13 protein-coding genes are annotated in these 16853 nt (G+C 37.7%); 6 read left to right on the forward strand and 7 right to left on the reverse strand.

Going from position 1 to position 16853, the window contains the following annotated elements:
• Positions 1 to 35: 35 nt before the first annotated feature.
• The 4 genes from LC419_RS05310 (at position 36) to LC419_RS05325 (ending at position 5382) form a co-directional block, all read left to right on the forward strand.
• Positions 36 to 575, forward strand: coding sequence for a TlpA disulfide reductase family protein (locus LC419_RS05310; protein WP_223606379.1), 540 nt, complete (start codon positions 36 to 38; stop codon positions 573 to 575).
• 84 nt (positions 576 to 659) lie between these two features.
• Positions 660 to 1001: a YkvA family protein gene (locus tag LC419_RS05315; RefSeq protein ID WP_034723657.1), complete on the forward strand. Its 342-nt coding sequence runs from the start codon at positions 660 to 662 to the stop codon at positions 999 to 1001.
• A gap of 124 nt (positions 1002 to 1125) precedes the next feature.
• Positions 1126 to 2505, forward strand: a complete 1380-nt coding sequence (gene pyrF / locus LC419_RS05320) for an orotidine-5'-phosphate decarboxylase (RefSeq protein ID WP_223606380.1) — start codon at positions 1126 to 1128, stop codon at positions 2503 to 2505.
• Positions 2506 to 2559: 54 nt separating this feature from the next.
• On the forward strand, positions 2560 to 5382 hold the full coding sequence (locus tag LC419_RS05325; protein ID WP_223606381.1) for an aminopeptidase: 2823 nt from the start codon (positions 2560 to 2562) through the stop codon (positions 5380 to 5382).
• Positions 5383 to 5781: 399 nt separating this feature from the next.
• Here LC419_RS05325 and LC419_RS05330 read toward each other — a convergent pair whose 3' ends face one another.
• Together LC419_RS05330 and LC419_RS05335 are read right to left on the reverse strand one after the other, a co-directional pair.
• Complete coding sequence (locus LC419_RS05330) at positions 5782 to 6651, reverse strand: lamin tail domain-containing protein (protein WP_223606382.1); 870 nt, start codon at positions 6649 to 6651, stop codon at positions 5782 to 5784.
• An 88-nt stretch (positions 6652 to 6739) separates the two neighbouring features.
• On the reverse strand, positions 6740 to 7675 hold the full coding sequence (locus LC419_RS05335; protein WP_223606383.1) for a T9SS type A sorting domain-containing protein: 936 nt from the start codon (positions 7673 to 7675) through the stop codon (positions 6740 to 6742).
• Positions 7676 to 7861: 186 nt separating this feature from the next.
• On the opposite strand from LC419_RS05335, the gene LC419_RS05340 reads away from it, so the two are divergent.
• Positions 7862 to 11053: a hypothetical protein gene (locus LC419_RS05340; protein WP_223606384.1), complete on the forward strand. Its 3192-nt coding sequence runs from the start codon at positions 7862 to 7864 to the stop codon at positions 11051 to 11053.
• A 269-nt stretch (positions 11054 to 11322) separates the two neighbouring features.
• Positions 11323 to 12318, forward strand: a complete 996-nt coding sequence (gene dusB, locus LC419_RS05345) for a tRNA dihydrouridine synthase DusB (RefSeq protein WP_223606385.1) — start codon at positions 11323 to 11325, stop codon at positions 12316 to 12318.
• A 40-nt stretch (positions 12319 to 12358) separates the two neighbouring features.
• Here the strand turns inward: dusB and deoC are convergent, their stop codons facing one another.
• The 5 genes from deoC to LC419_RS05370 all read right to left on the reverse strand — a co-directional run bounded on the left by deoC (position 12359) and on the right by LC419_RS05370 (position 16842).
• Positions 12359 to 13105 (reverse strand): deoxyribose-phosphate aldolase, encoded by a 747-nt coding sequence (gene deoC, locus LC419_RS05350; RefSeq protein ID WP_223606735.1) that lies wholly within the window; start codon positions 13103 to 13105, stop codon positions 12359 to 12361.
• 2 nt (positions 13106 to 13107) lie between these two features.
• Entirely contained in the window at positions 13108 to 13578 is a 471-nt protein-coding gene (locus LC419_RS05355) for an Lrp/AsnC ligand binding domain-containing protein (protein WP_047452322.1), read from the reverse strand.
• Positions 13579 to 13596: 18 nt separating this feature from the next.
• Positions 13597 to 14538, reverse strand: coding sequence for an endonuclease/exonuclease/phosphatase family protein (locus tag LC419_RS05360; protein ID WP_223606386.1), 942 nt, complete (start codon positions 14536 to 14538; stop codon positions 13597 to 13599).
• Between the two features lie 373 nt (positions 14539 to 14911).
• On the reverse strand, positions 14912 to 15583 hold the full coding sequence (gene trmD, locus LC419_RS05365; RefSeq protein ID WP_223606387.1) for a tRNA (guanosine(37)-N1)-methyltransferase TrmD: 672 nt from the start codon (positions 15581 to 15583) through the stop codon (positions 14912 to 14914).
• On the reverse strand, positions 15580 to 16842 hold the full coding sequence (locus tag LC419_RS05370; RefSeq protein ID WP_223606388.1) for an NAD(P)/FAD-dependent oxidoreductase: 1263 nt from the start codon (positions 16840 to 16842) through the stop codon (positions 15580 to 15582). Before LC419_RS05370 ends, trmD begins: the two co-directional genes overlap by 4 nt.
• Positions 16843 to 16853 lie beyond the last annotated feature (11 nt).

Below are 16853 nucleotides of genomic sequence, written 5' to 3' on the forward strand. Positions count from 1 at the left end.
TCCATACGGCTTAAAATAACAGTAAAGATCAACGCATGAAAAAGAATATCATTTATATTGTCCTTATCATCATTATTGGTGTGGTCGCTTTTGTACCGGGATTGAAAGAATACCTCAGAGACCAGTTTTTTCCAATCGCTACGATTGAAAATGCCGTACATGTAAGTGAAGAGGATTATGATATTGAGCTGAAAGGAATCAATGTGCCAAGTACGAATCTTAAGACTTTTAAGAACAAACCTGTTTTCCTTAATTTCTGGGGAACCTGGTGTCCGCCGTGCAGAAAAGAATGGCCTACCATTCAGAAATTATATGATTCAAGAAAAGGAAATGTAGATTTTGTCCTTATTGCGATGAATGACAAGGAAGAGGCAGTAGTCAAGTTTTTAAAGGAAAATAATTATAACGTCCCTGTGTATATTGCCCAAAGCCCAATTTCAGAAAAAATACTTCCGAAAGTATTTCCTACCACATTTCTTATCGATCAGCATGGAAGAATCATCATTAAGGAGGATGCCTACAGAGATTGGAACACAGAGACTGTGCATCAGTTCATTGATAATATCATCAAGTAATTTATTTAACTAAATTTTATAGTTTATTGGTATAAAATTTGCGAAATTTACTGTGTTGAAAAATTTATTAAAACTAAACACAAAATGAAATATTCAAAATTGAATCTTGCAAAAGAGGCCATCAGCCATAAAGGTTTCGTAAAAAAAATCCCTGACATCTTCAGAATGGTAAAACTATGGAGAAAAGGAGAATATCCGATGAGATCCATTGATATCATCCTTCCGCTTCTGGGACTTTTATATGTGATCTCCCCTATAGACCTTCTTCCTGAATTCGCGGTCCCTGTATTGGGTGTCATGGATGACTTAGCTGTATTATCGCTTACGATTCCGAAGCTGATCAAAGAAGTGGATAAATTCTTACTGTGGGAAGCTGAACAGAGGCTGAACGGAACAAAAGTTATCGACGCAGAAATTGTAAAATAATAATTTACAGAAATATTCTTCAACCATCCTGACACATTTCGGGATGGTTTTTTATTGACAAATGACGGATAAATTTTTAAGCCTTATTTCAAATCATTAAATTTGCAGTATCTAATAAAAAATAATGGAAAGTAAAAAAGAATTTTTCTTAGAGTGCTACAAGCTGGGCATCATCAAATTCGGAAGGTTTACCTTGAAAAGCGGCATCGAAAGTCCGTTCTATGTAGACCTGAGACCTTTGGCTTCAGACCCGAAAATCTTAAAAAATCTGGCTAATTATCTGTTGGAAATGCTTCCATTGGATAATTTTGATTTAATCTGCGGGGTGCCTTATGCAGCGCTTCCGATGGCTACTGCTATGTCTTTGGAAAGTTATATTCCATTAATTATTAAAAGAAAGGAAGCCAAAAACTACGGAACGAAAAAGCTGATCGAAGGAATTTATCAGAAAGGACAGAACTGTCTTTTAGTAGAAGACGTGATCACTTCCGGAAAATCTCTTGTGGAAACCATCGCAGAGGTAGAACAGGAAGATCTGAAAGTAGCTGATATCGTTGTGGTTTTGGACAGAGAACAGGGCGGAAAACAATTGCTGGAAAGCAAAGGATACAGAGTTCATACCCTTTTCAATATTTCGGAAGTTTGTACGATTCTACAGGAAACCGGAGAACTGTCTGATGAAGAAGTAAAAAGAATTCAGGATTTTCTTCAGGGAAATCATATTCAGTTTGAAGAAAAAACAAGAAGTTCTTACGAGCAGAAACTTGCACACGCACAACATTCTGTTTCCAAAAAATTACTTGAAACGGCTTTAGCTAAACAATCAAACCTGATTGCATCAGCAGATGTTACCACGACACAGGAATTACTTGCGCTTGCTGAAAAAGTAGGCCCTCACGTGATTGCTTTGAAAACGCATATTGATATCATTTCAGATTTTGACTACGAAAAAACCATTCTTCCGTTAAAAGCATTGGCTGAAAAACACCAGTTCTTACTGATGGAAGACAGAAAGTTTGCAGATATCGGGAACACGCAGGAGCTTCAGTTTACCAGCGGTGTATTTAAAATTACAGACTGGGCAGATTTCGTGACCTCACAGGTGATCGGAGGATTTGAATCTTTAGACTGCTTTAAAAATGTAGGAGTTGTGGCCATCGTAGGAATGTCTTCCAAAGGAGCACTCACTACAGCAAGTTACCGTGAAGAGGCTCTTAAGGTAGCTTTATCACATCCAAACGTAATTGGTGGAGTATCCCAGAATCAGATTCCTGAAGAGCTTTTACTTTTCACTCCGGGTGTTAATCTTGCAGATTCAGGGGACGGAAAAGGGCAGCAGTACAATACGCCTGAACATGTCTTCAAAATGCTTCACTCTGATTTCATCATTGTTGGAAGAGGAATTTATAAATCTGATGATCCTGAAACTGCTGCTATTATGTATAAAAACGAGGGCTGGAACGCATATGTTAATTCTTTGCAAAAAAATACCATCCAGGGCTAAAACGCTGTTGAATATATTCAAAATAAGTTTATATTTGGGCTTTATCACAGGATATTGAAAAAGATCACCACATGCCTTGTTTTGTTTTGGGGAATTGTACAGGTTTCTGGGCAAAAAGACAGCATATACATTGAAGCGAAATTATCTGCCGACAGAAAAACGCTGGAGGTCAGTCAGGAAATTGTTTATTACAATCATTCAGACAAAGACCTGCATTCGGTGAAACTCCTCAATTGGGTTTCTGCATATAACAAAAAAGGAACCTCCCTGGTTTATAGAAAACTGGAAGACCGCAGCAGTGACCTTCATTTTGCAAAACCTGAGCAGCTTGGTAAGCTTCTGGATTTAGATATTAAAAATTCAGCACAGCAGCCGGTTCCGGTGAACTCCAAAACGGATGAAAATCTTTTTCTTCCTCTGACAGAGGCCTTAAAGCCTGGCGAAAGCATTACATTACAGCTTCATTACAGCATGTCCCTTCCTGACAAGAAATTTACAGGCTACGGTACATCTGATAAAATGACAGCATTAAAATATTTCTTTATTGTTCCGGATCATTTTGATCCGGACAATATTTCCAAAAGAAATTATCATGATATTGAAGAGTCCGTAAGTTTCAACACTTTCTGGACCGTTAATTTTGATCTTCCTCCCAACAGTTTTATTGAAGGTAATCTCCCGCAGGTTCAGATGAATTCATTCAAGGGGTATCTTGACTCCGACCCTGAATTTGTGATTGCACAAAACGGACTTCCTTCCATAAAAGTTAGTGTGGATGGATCAGAGACCGAAATCAAGTTCGGATATACTCTGAAACCGGAAGAAAAGCAGAATCTTGAGTTTTACCTTCCTTTACATTTAAAATTTATTAAAGAGAAGATCGGTTTCCTTCCGACCAATCTTTTTATCTCGGATAAATTCAGGTCGTCACAGGATTTCTTCGGGAATAATGATATTGCTTTCTGGAAATTCAGATTTCAGCTGTTTACGGATGCTGAAAAAACGGATCTCGATTATTTCGGAATCATTACCAAAAAGATCCTTGACGAAAGTATCATTGCGGATAAGCAGGAACATCACTGGTTTAAAAACGGTTTAAAATCATATCTGGAAATCCAGTACCTTCAAAAGTTTTACAAAGACACCAAATTATTGGGTAATCTTCCGGAAACAAAAATTTTCGGGGTAAAACCTCTGAAATTATTCCATGCCTCCCAGGTAAAATTGATCGACCGTTACGGATTATCGTATCAATACATCATGTCCCAGAACCTGGATCAGAAGATCAGTGAAAAGTTTACGGTTTTGAGCAACTTTAATGATATGGCAGTCAGCAGTTTTGAAACGGGAAGTCTTTTCAATTATACGGCAGAAAAAATGGGTTACGATCATTTCAACAGTATTTTGAAAGATTATATCGCTAAAAATACGGACAGAAAAATCAATCCTGAAGAATTCCTGAAGGATTTAGCTGAGAAAGACAAAACATCGGCTTATCTCTCGGATTTTTTAAAACAAAAGAACAGGGTTAACTTCAGACTAAAAAATGTCCGAAAAGAAGATGATTCTCTCCACATTAAAATCGCAAAAAATACAGATTCTCCGATTCCTGTAAAACTGGAAACCCAGACCAGTGAAGGTGAGAAAAAATCTTACTGGATAGAAACAGAGCAAAATGACGGGATTACGAATTTCGCTCTTCCTGCTTCTGAAGATATCCACAAAGTAACGCTTAACAGTGGTTATATTTTCCCTGAATCAAAATACAGAGACAACTTCTTGTATGCAAAAGGTCTGTTTTCGAATGCAAAAAAAATAAAATTCAAACTGATTAAGGATATTCCCAATCCTGAATACAACGAAATATACATCAGCCCAAGGGTTCGTTTTAACAATACGTACGATAAATTCCTTTTGGGAGTGAATTTAAAAAACCAGTCGTTCTTCGATCAGAAGTTCCTCTATTCATTTACTCCTACCTACAGTACCGGAACCGGAAAACTGACAGGATCAGGAGCTGTCTCCTACTCTTTTCTTCCTGCTGAAAGCATTTTCAGAAGTATTACTTTTGGAGTGTCGGGATCTTATTTCCACTATGATTACGGATTGGCTTACAGAAAAGGTTCCATATTTTCCAATTTCAGCTTTAGGAAAAATCCACGAAGTACGGTGAGCAGAAGCATTGGCTTTTCCTACAATTATCTGGAAAGAGATCTAAGTCCAAAAATGGTTGCCAATAAAGATTACGGCAAGTACAACCTGTGGACTGCCGGATATGGGTATAGTGACAGCCAGATGATTCATGAAAAAAGCTTAAGTTTAAGCACTCAGGGGATGGAAGACTTTAATAAGATAACCGCTGAAGGATTTTACAGATGGGAATTTGCTCCTAAACAGAAATTGAGCGTCAGGTTATTTGCCGGTTATTTCATCAGGAATGAGACCAGAAATAATATGTTCAACTATGGAATCTCAAGGGTTTCAAACTATTCTTTCTCCTACAATCTTTTGGGCGAAAGTGCCAACAGTGGTTTGCTTGCTCAGCAGTTTATCCTGGCTGACGGAGGATTTAAATCTTTTCTTCCCGGATCTGTCAATCAATGGATCACTTCTCTGAATGTAGACTCAAGTGTCTGGAAGATATTTCATGTGTATGCGGATGTTGGAATGTATAAAAACAAAAACCGCCCGACAGAATTCATCTGGGACACCGGCATTAAAGTACGCGTGATTCCTGATTTCCTGGAAGTTTATTTCCCGATACAGTCGTCCTTAGGTTTTGAACCTTCTTTTAAAGATTATGCTAAACGAATCAGATATACTTTAGTACTTAATCTTGGAGCAGTGATCAATGCTGCAAGAAGAGGTTGGTATTAAGGGAACGGAAGAAGGAAGATGGAGGCTGGAAGTTGAGTATTCATTTTGATAGTTCCCATGAAATTGGTTTACATAAAAAAGCAACTGTTAGATACAGCTGCTTCTTTTAACATTTTATATTGAAAACTAACTTTTAAATGCTTTTCAACAGACTTATTTCATCCGTTCAGATGGAAAGTCATTGACTTTTATTTGTATATGGAATATATCAAAAACAATACCACAAAAATAAGGATTATTAAAGGATAGTTTAAAAAAGAAAGATATTGCAATCTACATGAAGCATCGACCGATACATTTCAAATAAAAAATGTATTATAAAGAATAATTCTATAAAAAAAGCTCGGGCCATTTCTTCGAAATGGCCCGAGCGTATATTCTTTAAAAGAAACTAAAAAATTAGTCTTTTAAGATCTTCTGAGATACAGGCTCGTTGTTTACAGTTCCTGTTATGATATAGTTTCCTTTTGCCAACTCAGAAACGTTTACCGTTCCGTTTTGTTTTACAGAAGCAGACTTTACCACTTGTCCGAACATATTGTAAACTTTCACATCTTTCACATCAGCACCGAAAGTGATTTCGTCGCTTTTTACAAAAGTATTTTTTACGAAGTTTCCGGCTTTAGCATTTTTCACGTCAGAAACAGCTAATGAACCTGAAGTTGTATTTTGTGGAGTTGGAGCTGTCTTGGTAAAATCAGCTACATTATTATTTGTATCAGCACCATTTCTGGTAACAGAAGTTGTAGCATCCGGAGCTGGAGCAGCAGCTGTTCCTTCAAACATAGTAGCTGTACCATACCCAACAAAATCAACAACATGTGCATTTGTTGGTGCAGCAACCTGAACAGCACCTGTCGCTAGTGCAATCTTACCACTACCTGCTGCCATGTTGAATCCTCCATTAAATACGTTTCCGTTTGCAAAGCTTGTATTATTTAAAATCCTAAAGTCTGCAGTTGGAAGAGGTTGTCCCACAGTATTAGCCGTACTTGGAACCATTTCAATCAAATACTTTTGTCCTGGCGCTAAAGTTATTGCTGCAGGTAAGCTTGCGTATGTATTAAAAGTTCCAGTTGCAGATGCATACTGTAATGTAGCATTTGATAAAGTGGCTGTAGAGCTACCTAAGTTTATAAGTTCTACATAATCATTAATGTATACAGCAGTACCTCCACCGCCTCCACCATACACCTCATTAATCACAATCTGAGCATTCATAAATGCCGTAGCGGAAATTAATCCTAAAACAGTAAAGATTTTTTTCATTACAAAAAGTTTTAAATTTATGGGATAAAAGTACAAAAAAACCGTCATTATATTAAAATGACGGCATATAATTAACAATTAATTAAAATTATCTTTTAATTATTTTCTCAGAAACCGCTTTACCATTGATATTTCCGGCTACAATATAAATCCCCTTCTGAAGATCTATTACGTTTAAAGTTCCGTTTTCATTAACAGACGCAGTTTTAACAAGCTGTCCACTAACATTGAAAATTTTAATGTCTGCTTTTGAACCGAAATGAATTTCTTGATCAACTGAAGTATTCTTAATGAATGCTTTGTCAGCTATTTTATTATCAATAGTTCCTAGCACAGTTCCCTGTGGAGTAATAGAAAAATCATCAATAGCAAGACCATCATCTGTTGCTGCAATATTCACATCAACGAATCTGATCCAGAATGTTTGGCCTGCTGCAATATTTAATCCGGAAATTGCTGCACTAAGAGCTGTTCTGTAGCTGGCATTATTACCATCTCTCAGCCCGGCAGCTCCTGTAACATCAGTAGAATTATAAGTTAAAGCTGATACGGCAGTCCATGTTCCCGTAGTCAGTGATGTTGCGTTAGTACTGTATTCAAAGGTAATCTGATCATTGGTTCCTCTGCTAGCCTGCCCCATTCTCCATTCTTCTCCGGTATATGCAACGGAAAGCTGAGTAATCTGGCTTCCTGTATTATTAACAAACTGTGCCCCCCATCTTGATAATAAATTACCACTTGCAATAGATCCTAATGCTCTGTCTGTACTTCCTGTTGAACCATAACTATACGTATCTCCTGCATTTAAACTGCCAGTATCTGCAGTGTAGGTACCATTAGCATTAGATCCTGATTCAGAAATGCTCCAACCGGCAAGCGTACCAGATAATGTAGAAGAACCTGTTCCGGTATTTGCAAGGCCATCAAAATTTTGGGTGTAAGCTGTGTTAAGTGATGCTAAGCTAATTTGACCAAATGCGAAACCGGTCAAAGCTAGTAAAGCTAACGAATAAAGTTTTTTCATGATTTAAAATTTTAATAATTAATAATTTCCGAGGCTAAATTACTTGATTTTTTTCACTCCATACAATAATTAGGTTAATTTTTTGTTAATAATGCTAAAACCCTAACTATTAACATTTTTTAGTTATTTTTACGAATTATTTTAAACGGCTTGCGCAATTTTTTTCTTCTGATCGGTTTATTTTTCATGGGCATATTTTCGGCTCATGCACAAATATTTTCGTGGAAAAATCCGAACGTTCCGCAGGACAGTATCAAGAAAGACAGTATTCTTGCTGTAAAATTTGAACAGGATATTTTTGCAAAGGATACCCTTGATTTCGTAAGAACCAACAACAAAATAATTGTAGACGAAGCCGTACTCGCCAAAAATGATAAGAAAAGATTTCTCGGCGAACTGAATTCAAAAGGTTCCATTATCCGTGGAATCACTTTCGGTAACAATCAGGGGCAGTCTGTACAAAGTTCTATGGACCTGCAGATCTCCGGTCGCCTTTCGAAGGATGTCACTATTTTAGCCAGTATCTCAGATCACAACCTGCCTATTCAGGCTGATGGCTATACACAAACCCTGGAAGAGTTTGACAAGATTTACATGCAGCTTAATATTAAGGATAAATCCATCCTCAGAGCCGGACATCTTGATCTTGTGGAAGCCAAAAATTATTTTGCAAAATTCCAGAGACGAAGTATGGGGCTTGAGTTTCAGACGGAGTTTGGAGATGAAAATAAAACGTTTGTAGATATTTCTATGGGTGTGGCCCGAAGTGAGTTTCACAGGATCCGATTTCAGGGGGTGGAAGGTAACCAGGGGCCTTACCGACTGACCGGTAAAAACGGTGAACAGTTCATCACTCTCATTTCCGGGTCTGAGCAGGTATTTATTGACGGTATTTTAATGAAACGTGGGGAAAACCAGGATTATATCATCAACTATAACACGGGAGAGGTAACATTTACCAGTTTCCGACCTATTTTCCAGCAGAATTTCATCACGATCTCTTATAACTATACGAACAGAAATTATTCAAGATATTTATTTACCGGAAAAGTTGAGCATCAAAGGGAAAAATTTAAAGTAGGACTGAATTGGTTCATGGAAAATGACAACAAAAATGCTCCTCTTGCCCTCAATCTTTCTAAGGAAGACGAACAGATTCTCGCAGATGCCGGAAATAACCCAGACTTAATGTATGCTCCATCAGGGGTGGTTACAGCGTACGATGTGAATAAAATCCTTTACAAACTGAATTCTGCAGGAAATTTCTATGAATTTTCCACGGATCAGAATGAAACACTTTATCAGGTATCCTTTACTTATTTCGGGGTCAACAAAGGGGATTATAAAATTACACAGACTACCAATAACGGACGTGTTTTTGAGTATGTAGGAAATAATATGGGAGATTACAAAGCTGTTAGAAAACTTCCTTCGCCTCAGAAATCACAGGTATATTCTGTGAATTCCGAATACCTTTTAAAAGAAGGAAAAATAGGCGCCGATTTCTCCCTGAGTAATTATGACCTGAACCTTTTCTCTTCAAAAGATGCTGCCCAGAATATGGGGTATGCATGGCGAGTTTTCGGAAATAAAACGTTTACAAAAAGCAAATGGAAAGGAACTCCAAGTTTTGAATACCAGTACATCGATAAGCAGTTTCATATTTTAGACCGTATCAATGATGTGGAATTCTCAAGAGACTTTAACTTAGTTCAGGAATTCAGCCAGCGAACTCAGAACAGATTTACGTTCAGCTTTTTAAATAAATGGAATAATAAATCCACACTGAACTACAGAATCAATTATCTGGATGAGCAGGATACCTACAAAGGGATAAAAAATGATCTGGATTTTGGCTGGCTAACCGGAAAGTTCTTCACCAAAGGAAATTTATCTTACCTGAATACGAATGCTACTCTTCAGGACACCAAGTTCATCAGAGGTGGGGCTTCCACTGAATTTACGGGTAAGAAAGGAAGCTGGGCTTTCGGAGGAAGCATGGAACATAATGAGAAAAAGTATAATGATACACAACTCATGGATGTTACCAGTTTCAGCTGGAAAGAGCTTTTTGTACAGAAAAAAATCGGTGACAGTACCCGTACAAAATTACTGGCCAAAGTGTATATGAGGGACAATGACTCTGTGCGAAACAACAGGCTTGAAAACATGAATAACATTTTGGGGATCATGGCGGAAAGTCAGCTGATTAAAACAGAGAAAACCACTTTAAATGCTTTAGTGCACTACCGAAAATTTTTCTATCAAAGCAATGAAGGTGATGTGAGCCGAAATAATGACTTCGTTGTTGGAAATATATTGTATAACCAGCAGTTATTCAGAAACGGAATGCGTCTGCAGGCTTTTTATGAACTAGGAAACGGGCAGGAAGCCCAGCGGGAATTCCAATACCTAAAGGTAACGGACGGACAGGGTGTTTATAAATGGACCGATTACAACGGAGATGGCATCCAGCAACTCGATGAATTCGAAATTGCGGAATATTCCGACTTAGCACAGTACATCAGGATTTACACCAATTCGGTACGCTATATTCCTTCCAATAAAAATAAAATCCAGCTGGCATTATTTGTCAATCCGGCGATTGTTTTCAATTCTGAAAATGGATTTTTAAAACGTTGGAATTTTAATGTTTCATTAAATTCACAAAACTCATTCTATAAAAAAGACAAGGTTCTGGTATTGAATCCTTTTGAAAAAAACAGCGACCAAATCCTCAAAAACCAGAATATTCTAGCTTCGGTACAATTCAATCCAACTGAAAAATCAGGATGGAACGGAAATTACCGTTTCATTACCAACGATAACCTAATCAATGCCAATTTCAGTAATGAGGAACGTCAGCAAACATCTCACTTCGTGAATGTGGGTTATTGGTTTAATAAGGAATTCAGGGTGGATTGGGAAAATTCTGTCCATGATCTCAAAAACTCATCCCAGCTTTTTGCCACAAGGGATTACCGTCTGAATAACATGGAAACAAAACCGAAAGCCACCTATAAATTTACAGATGCCATTCAGGCTGAGCTTTCTTCTGCGTACCGTCAGAAAAAGAGAATAGATGGCGAAGAACTATTAAAGGCTTTTGATATCACCGGGGCCATTCAGTGGGAGCGCAAGAAAACTTCGATCAGGGGTAATTTTTCTTTCATCAACAATAATTTCACAGGAAACAATTTCAGTATTGTAGGAAATCAGATGCTAGATGGTCTTAAGCCCGGGAAAAACCAGGTTTGGAGTGTATTTATCCAACAGGCGATCAACTCTTTCCTTCAGCTTAATTTAAACTACGAAGGAAGGAATTCCGGAGAGCGAACCATCCATATCGGAAGTATGCAGGTGAAAGCGAGTTTCTAATTGAGTCGGAGCGTTTTAGGGTATGAGTGTCTGAGAGTGGGAGTTAGTTACTGGTTGCTAGTCCATTTTTTTCTAAATTACTATAAAAGTCTGATGTCTGCTATCTAAAGTCTAAAATTCACCTTTCACTTGCGAAGCAAAATTCACAATTCACAGTCTTAATAACATTTGAACCAAAGCTCAATCGTCTGAAATCTGATATCTCCCCCCTATCTTCACCATAGAAATTATCATATTCCCGGATGTTTATAATTTCGTAAATTTGCCGCATGGTAAAAATAGGCAATATAGAACTGCCGGAATTTCCGCTTTTGCTGGCTCCGATGGAAGATGTAAGTGATCCTCCGTTCAGACGCCTGTGCAAGATGCATGGGGCAGATCTGATGTATTCAGAATTTATTTCTTCTGAAGGCTTGATTCGTGATGCGATGAAGAGCCGTAAGAAGCTTGATATTTTCGATTACGAAAGACCGGTCGGAATCCAGATTTTCGGTGGCGATGAGGAAGCAATGGCGATGTCTGCAAGAATTGTAGAGACGGTAAACCCGGATCTGGTAGACATTAATTTCGGATGTCCTGTAAAAAAAGTAGTATGCAAAGGCGCAGGCGCAGGAGTTCTTAAGGATATTGATCTTATGGTTCGTCTTACCAAAGCCGTTGTAACTTCGACTCACCTGCCCGTAACGGTTAAGACCCGTTTGGGATGGGACAGCACGAGCATCAATATCGATGAAGTGGCAGAACGTTTACAGGAAACCGGTATCAAAGCATTAACGATACATGCCAGAACCCGTGCACAGATGTACAAGGGTGAAGCAGACTGGGAACACATTTCAAGAATTAAGCAAAACCCTAATATTGAGATTCCTATTTTCGGAAACGGTGATATTGATTCTCCTGAAAAAGCTCTTGAATACAAACAGAAATATGCATGCGACGGAATTATGATCGGCCGTGCAGCGATTGGTTATCCATGGATTTTTAACGAAATCAAACATTTCTTTGAAACGGGTGAACATCTTCCGGAACCGGTTATTGCAGACCGTCTTTTGGCTGTTCGCCAACATGCAGAATGGAGTGCAGAATGGAAAGGGGAAAAGCTGGGGCTTATCGAAATGAGACAGCATTACAGCAATTATTTCCGTGGAGTCCCTCATTTCAAAGAATTCAGAAAAAAATTCCTTGAGGTATATACTTTGGAAGAAATGGATGTTTTAATCAAAGAAACACAGCAATTCTACGAAGAATATCAAGCACAGGTATAAATAAAAAAACCATCAAAATCTTGATGGTTTTTTTATGTTTTTAATAACTTCCTGATGAGGATTCGTTTTTAATCAATGCCAGCGCTGAGGAAGTTCCGATTCTCTTCACTCCCATGCTGATCATTTTTTCAGCATCTTCAGGGGTTCGTACGCCTCCGGCAGCTTTTACAGGTAGTTTTCCCGCATTATCCAGCATGATTTTAATGCCTTCAAATGTTGCTCCGTTAGGTTTTCCACCTTCAGTCTGGTAAAAGCCTGTAGAAGATTTTACAAAAATATTCGGGAGCTCATTTTCAGAGAAATTCTCTGCTGCCCAGGTTGAAATATTTTTGGTGATATCTGCGATCTGCTCATCGGTAAGTGCTGCAATTTCAATGATCCATTTAACCACTTTTTTATGCTGCAATCCGAGCTGAGTACATTGTACAAACTCTTTTTTTACCAGGTCCGAATCTCCTTTGAGATAGGCACTGTAATTAATCACAAAATCCAGTTCATCGGCTCCGTCCTCAATTGCTTTTGAAGCTTCCGCAAGCTTTTCGTCAATAGAATAGGTTCCTTCATGAAAACCTATTACGGTACCTACCGCAACATTTGAATTTCTTTCCTGAATATACTTTTTGATATCCTCTACATAATCCGGACGGATCATCACGGCAAAAATACCGTTGTCTATCGCTTCCTGCGCAAGTTCCTTATCTAATTGTAATGTTTCTTCGTTTGAGATTCCTGACTGTGCAGGTGTTTTCAAATAAGTTGAATCCAAATATTGGGCAATGTTCATAATCTTTATACTTTCAGTTGTCTGTAAATACCTTGTTCCAAAGATATGAAAGTTTCTGTTCTTGTCACCCCTTTAAACTTCTGAAGTTTGTTAAGAATCTGCATCAGATGGTCATTGTCTTTGCAAAGAACTTTTAAGAATATGGTATAGTTCCCGGTGGTATAATGGGCTTCTACTACCTCATTGACATCATGCAGAGACTTTACAACCTCCTGATAATGGCTGGGCTGATCTAAAAATACGCCGATATACGAAATTACTTTGTATCCTATTTTTTTAGGATTGAGGAAAGAAATGGAGTTTTCAATAACTCCTGCATGCTCCAGTTTTTTGATTCTCTGATGCACTGCCGTAGTGGAAATTCCAACATTCTTAGAGATGTGGGCTAACGATGTTTTAGCGTTATCCATCAGCATGTAAATGATCTCCTTGTCAATTGAATCTAAATGATAACTTGTGTTGCTTGAATTTTTCATTTTCTACTTTTTTATTATTTATGTTTTTGTTTCTTCAAATTGCACAAAAACCGGAAAGTGATCGCTGTATCCGCCCAAATACCGTGTACCGGCATAGGTTCGGAAGGGTCGTCCTTCAAAATTTCTTGTCCGGCTGCTTATTTTTTCAGAATTAAAAATTTGAGCATTCTGAAAGTTCAAAACATCATTGTCAATGAAAGATTTTGACATGATAATCTGATCATAAAGCAGACCTGACTTATAATGAAAAGTAGAATAATTTCTTGTAGAGAACAACTCTAGAAAAGGATTTACCAATACCTTCTCATGATCGTTGTCGTAGAGAATTTTTACTAAATTTTCATCATCCGGGTTTTCGTTAAAATCACCACACAATATCACATGTTCCTTTTCTTCAAGTACAATCCTCAAGATCCGTGAACGGATCTCATTAAGAATAAAGTCTCTTTTTGGCTTGTTAACGTCTTTTTCTCGCTTGGAGGGAAGATGGGCGATAAAAACATTAACAACAGTTCCTTTATATTTAATTTTAGAAAATAGTACGTCTCTTGTTGTGTCGTAATTTTCTGTGTTTTTTTTATTTATAATTTCAAAGAAGAAAGTAATAGTTTCTGAATCTATAATTTCCACTTTATTTTTATCATACAGCAGGGCTACATCCACCTTTCTCTCATCCATAGAATTGTAGTGTACAATCCCGTATTCTGAGTTAAAAGGTTCCATCTCCACCAGATCTTCCAAAACTTTCCTTCCGGAAACTTCTGACAACCCGATTAAAAATGGGAGGACACCATTTTCCTCCTTCATCAATTGGAAAACGTATGAAATTTTAAAAAGCTTGTTCCTATATCTTTGTTCGTCCCAATTTTTCAAGCCCGATCTCGTAGGATCTAATCTGTGGGCTGGTTTGGGATCAGGTAAAAATAAATTTTCGACATTGTAAAAAGAGAACATCTCCATCTGCACAAATTGCTATCTTAAAATTATCACTTTCTTTTCCGTTGTAAATTTATTATTTTTTTTCAAATTCCGTTAATTTATTTATAATATTTTTACATTAATGTTATACAATAAATGTACTTATTGAATAAAAAACATCAACAAGAAAGCTTTTATATGGCTAAATTATTAAGCATTTAAAATTATTAGAACAAAAATTAAAATTAAAACAATACATATTTCCCCATTAAATAAGAAAAATAATAACAAATTTTGAAATTAAAATTAATAATTTTCGCTTGTTTTGATTTTTACATCAATTCTTATTCCGTTTATTTTTAGCTTTTTAAATAAGTGAAAAAAATACTGATTTCAATTATTTCACTTATCATTTTTAAAGTAAATCCGGACGTTTTTCCTGGGTAATTCTTACTGCTTCTTCATGACGCCATTCTTCAATTTTGGCAAAATTGCCGCTTAACAGTATTTTTGGCACCTCTAAACCTTTATAAACTTCAGGTCTTGTATAGATAGGAGGTGAAAGAAGATCATCCTGAAAACTGTCCGTAAGCGCACTCTGCTCATCATTCAAAACTCCGGGAACCAGTCTTATAATGGAATCCGCAAGAACACATGCCGCCAGTTCTCCTCCGGTAAGCACATAATCCCCGATTGAAATTTCTTTGGTAATGTGAAGATCCCGAACTCTCTGATCAATACCTTTGTAATGACCACACAAGAAAATCAGGTTATTTTTTATAGAAAGGGAATTGGCAATTTTCTGGTTCAGGGTAACTCCGTCCGGTGTAAGATAAATCACTTCGTCGTACGTTCTCTGGGATTTAAGCTCAGAAATGCATTTATCTATAGGTTCTATCATCATCACCATTCCCGCTCCGCCTCCGTAAGGCTCATCGTCTACCTGTCTTTTCTTATTGATGGCCCAGTCTCTCAGCTGATGAAAGTGAACTTCTACCAAACCTTTATCCACTGCTCTTCTTAAAATAGAAGTATGAAACGGACTTTCCATCAATTCAGGAAGTACGCTTATTATGTCAATTCTCATTGTAATGTTCCGTTTTTCTTATTCGGTGAAATAATTAATCTTAAAGAAGAATCTTTGTTGAAGTAGCTCCACATCCAGTTGAAAAAGACGGCGAGTTTATTTCTCACACTCAGAATCAGCATCAGGTGAAGGAACATCCAGAAATACCACGCCAGGAATCCCTGGAATTTGATAAACGGAAGATCTACCACTGCTCTGTGCTTCCCAATGGTTGCCAGTGAGCCCTGATCCTTATATTCGTACTCCGTCCATTCACTTTCATTCTTCTTCAGGAAATTTTTCCCTAAATTTTTTGCTTGATTAATGGCTACGTTCGCTACCTGCGGATGTCCCTGCGGATACTTCGGGGTTTCCATATAGGCAATATCCCCGACTGCATAAATATTGTCGTAACCTTTTATTTTATTAAATCGATCTACTATGTATCTGTTTCTTACTAATTTTTCGTCCGGAAATCCGACTACCACATTTCCCGTAACCCCTGCTGCCCAGATCACATTATTGGACGGGATATCTTTTCCGCTCTTCATGTACACTTTATTACCATCATAATCCGTAACGATCTCGCCACTTAAGAATGTAACGCCAAGATCCTTAAGATATTTTTCAGACTTTTCCTGAGCCTCGCTGCTCATTACAGCGAGTGGTTTTTCGGTAGAACTTACCAGAATGATTTTAAGCTGGTCAAAATTCATGTAGGGATAGTCTCTGGGAAGAATTTCTTTTTTCATTTCCGCAAAAGCTCCCGCCAGCTCCACACCGGTGGGCCCGCTTCCTACAATAACGATATTCCAGTTACCGTCATCGCTTCTGCTTTTTTCGAGAATCAGCTTTTCGAAGGTCATCAGTATATGATTTCTGATCCCTATCGCCTCCTGGGTATTTTTCATCCCGAAAGCTCTAGATTCCATGTCTTTATTACCGAAGAAATTCGTTTTACAGCCGGTGGCTATGATGAGTTTATCATAGGTAAATTCCGCCTCATCCGTGATCACTCTGTTGTGGGCAGGATCGATCTCTTTTACTTCGGTAAGACGAAACTGTGTATTTCTGGATTGCTGAAAAATCTTTCTGAAAGGGAAGGAAATATTGGAAGGTTCTATCCTTCCGCATGCAACCTGATAAAAAAGCGGCTGAAACATATGATGATTCACCCGGTCCAGAACGATTACTTTTTTGTTCTTGTTATTTAACGTTTTTGCAAGCTGCAGCCCCGCAAATCCTCCTCCTATAATGATGATTTTTTCGCGTGTTTCCATAATACACAAAT

The sequence above is a fragment of the Chryseobacterium sp. OSA05B genome, from assembly GCF_019970065.1.
GTDB lineage: Bacteria > Bacteroidota > Bacteroidia > Flavobacteriales > Weeksellaceae > Chryseobacterium.

Excerpts from the sequence above, each read along its gene's own strand:
- LC419_RS05310 (WP_223606379.1), top strand. The coding sequence starts at position 36 with ATGAAAAAGAATATCATTTATATTGTCCTTATCATCATTATTGGTGTG.
- LC419_RS05315 (WP_034723657.1), top strand. The coding sequence starts at position 660 with ATGAAATATTCAAAATTGAATCTTGCAAAAGAGGCCATCAGCCATAAA.
- pyrF (WP_223606380.1), top strand. The coding sequence starts at position 1,126 with ATGGAAAGTAAAAAAGAATTTTTCTTAGAGTGCTACAAGCTGGGCATC.
- LC419_RS05330 (WP_223606382.1), bottom strand. The coding sequence starts at position 6,651 with ATGAAAAAAATCTTTACTGTTTTAGGATTAATTTCCGCTACGGCATTT.
- LC419_RS05335 (WP_223606383.1), bottom strand. The coding sequence starts at position 7,675 with ATGAAAAAACTTTATTCGTTAGCTTTACTAGCTTTGACCGGTTTCGCA.
- LC419_RS05340 (WP_223606384.1), top strand. The coding sequence starts at position 7,862 with ATGGGCATATTTTCGGCTCATGCACAAATATTTTCGTGGAAAAATCCG.
- dusB (WP_223606385.1), top strand. The coding sequence starts at position 11,323 with ATGGTAAAAATAGGCAATATAGAACTGCCGGAATTTCCGCTTTTGCTG.
- LC419_RS05355 (WP_047452322.1), bottom strand. The coding sequence starts at position 13,578 with ATGAAAAATTCAAGCAACACAAGTTATCATTTAGATTCAATTGACAAG.
- LC419_RS05360 (WP_223606386.1), bottom strand. The coding sequence starts at position 14,538 with ATGGAGATGTTCTCTTTTTACAATGTCGAAAATTTATTTTTACCTGAT.
- trmD (WP_223606387.1), bottom strand. The coding sequence starts at position 15,583 with ATGAGAATTGACATAATAAGCGTACTTCCTGAATTGATGGAAAGTCCG.
- LC419_RS05370 (WP_223606388.1), bottom strand. The coding sequence starts at position 16,842 with ATGGAAACACGCGAAAAAATCATCATTATAGGAGGAGGATTTGCGGGG.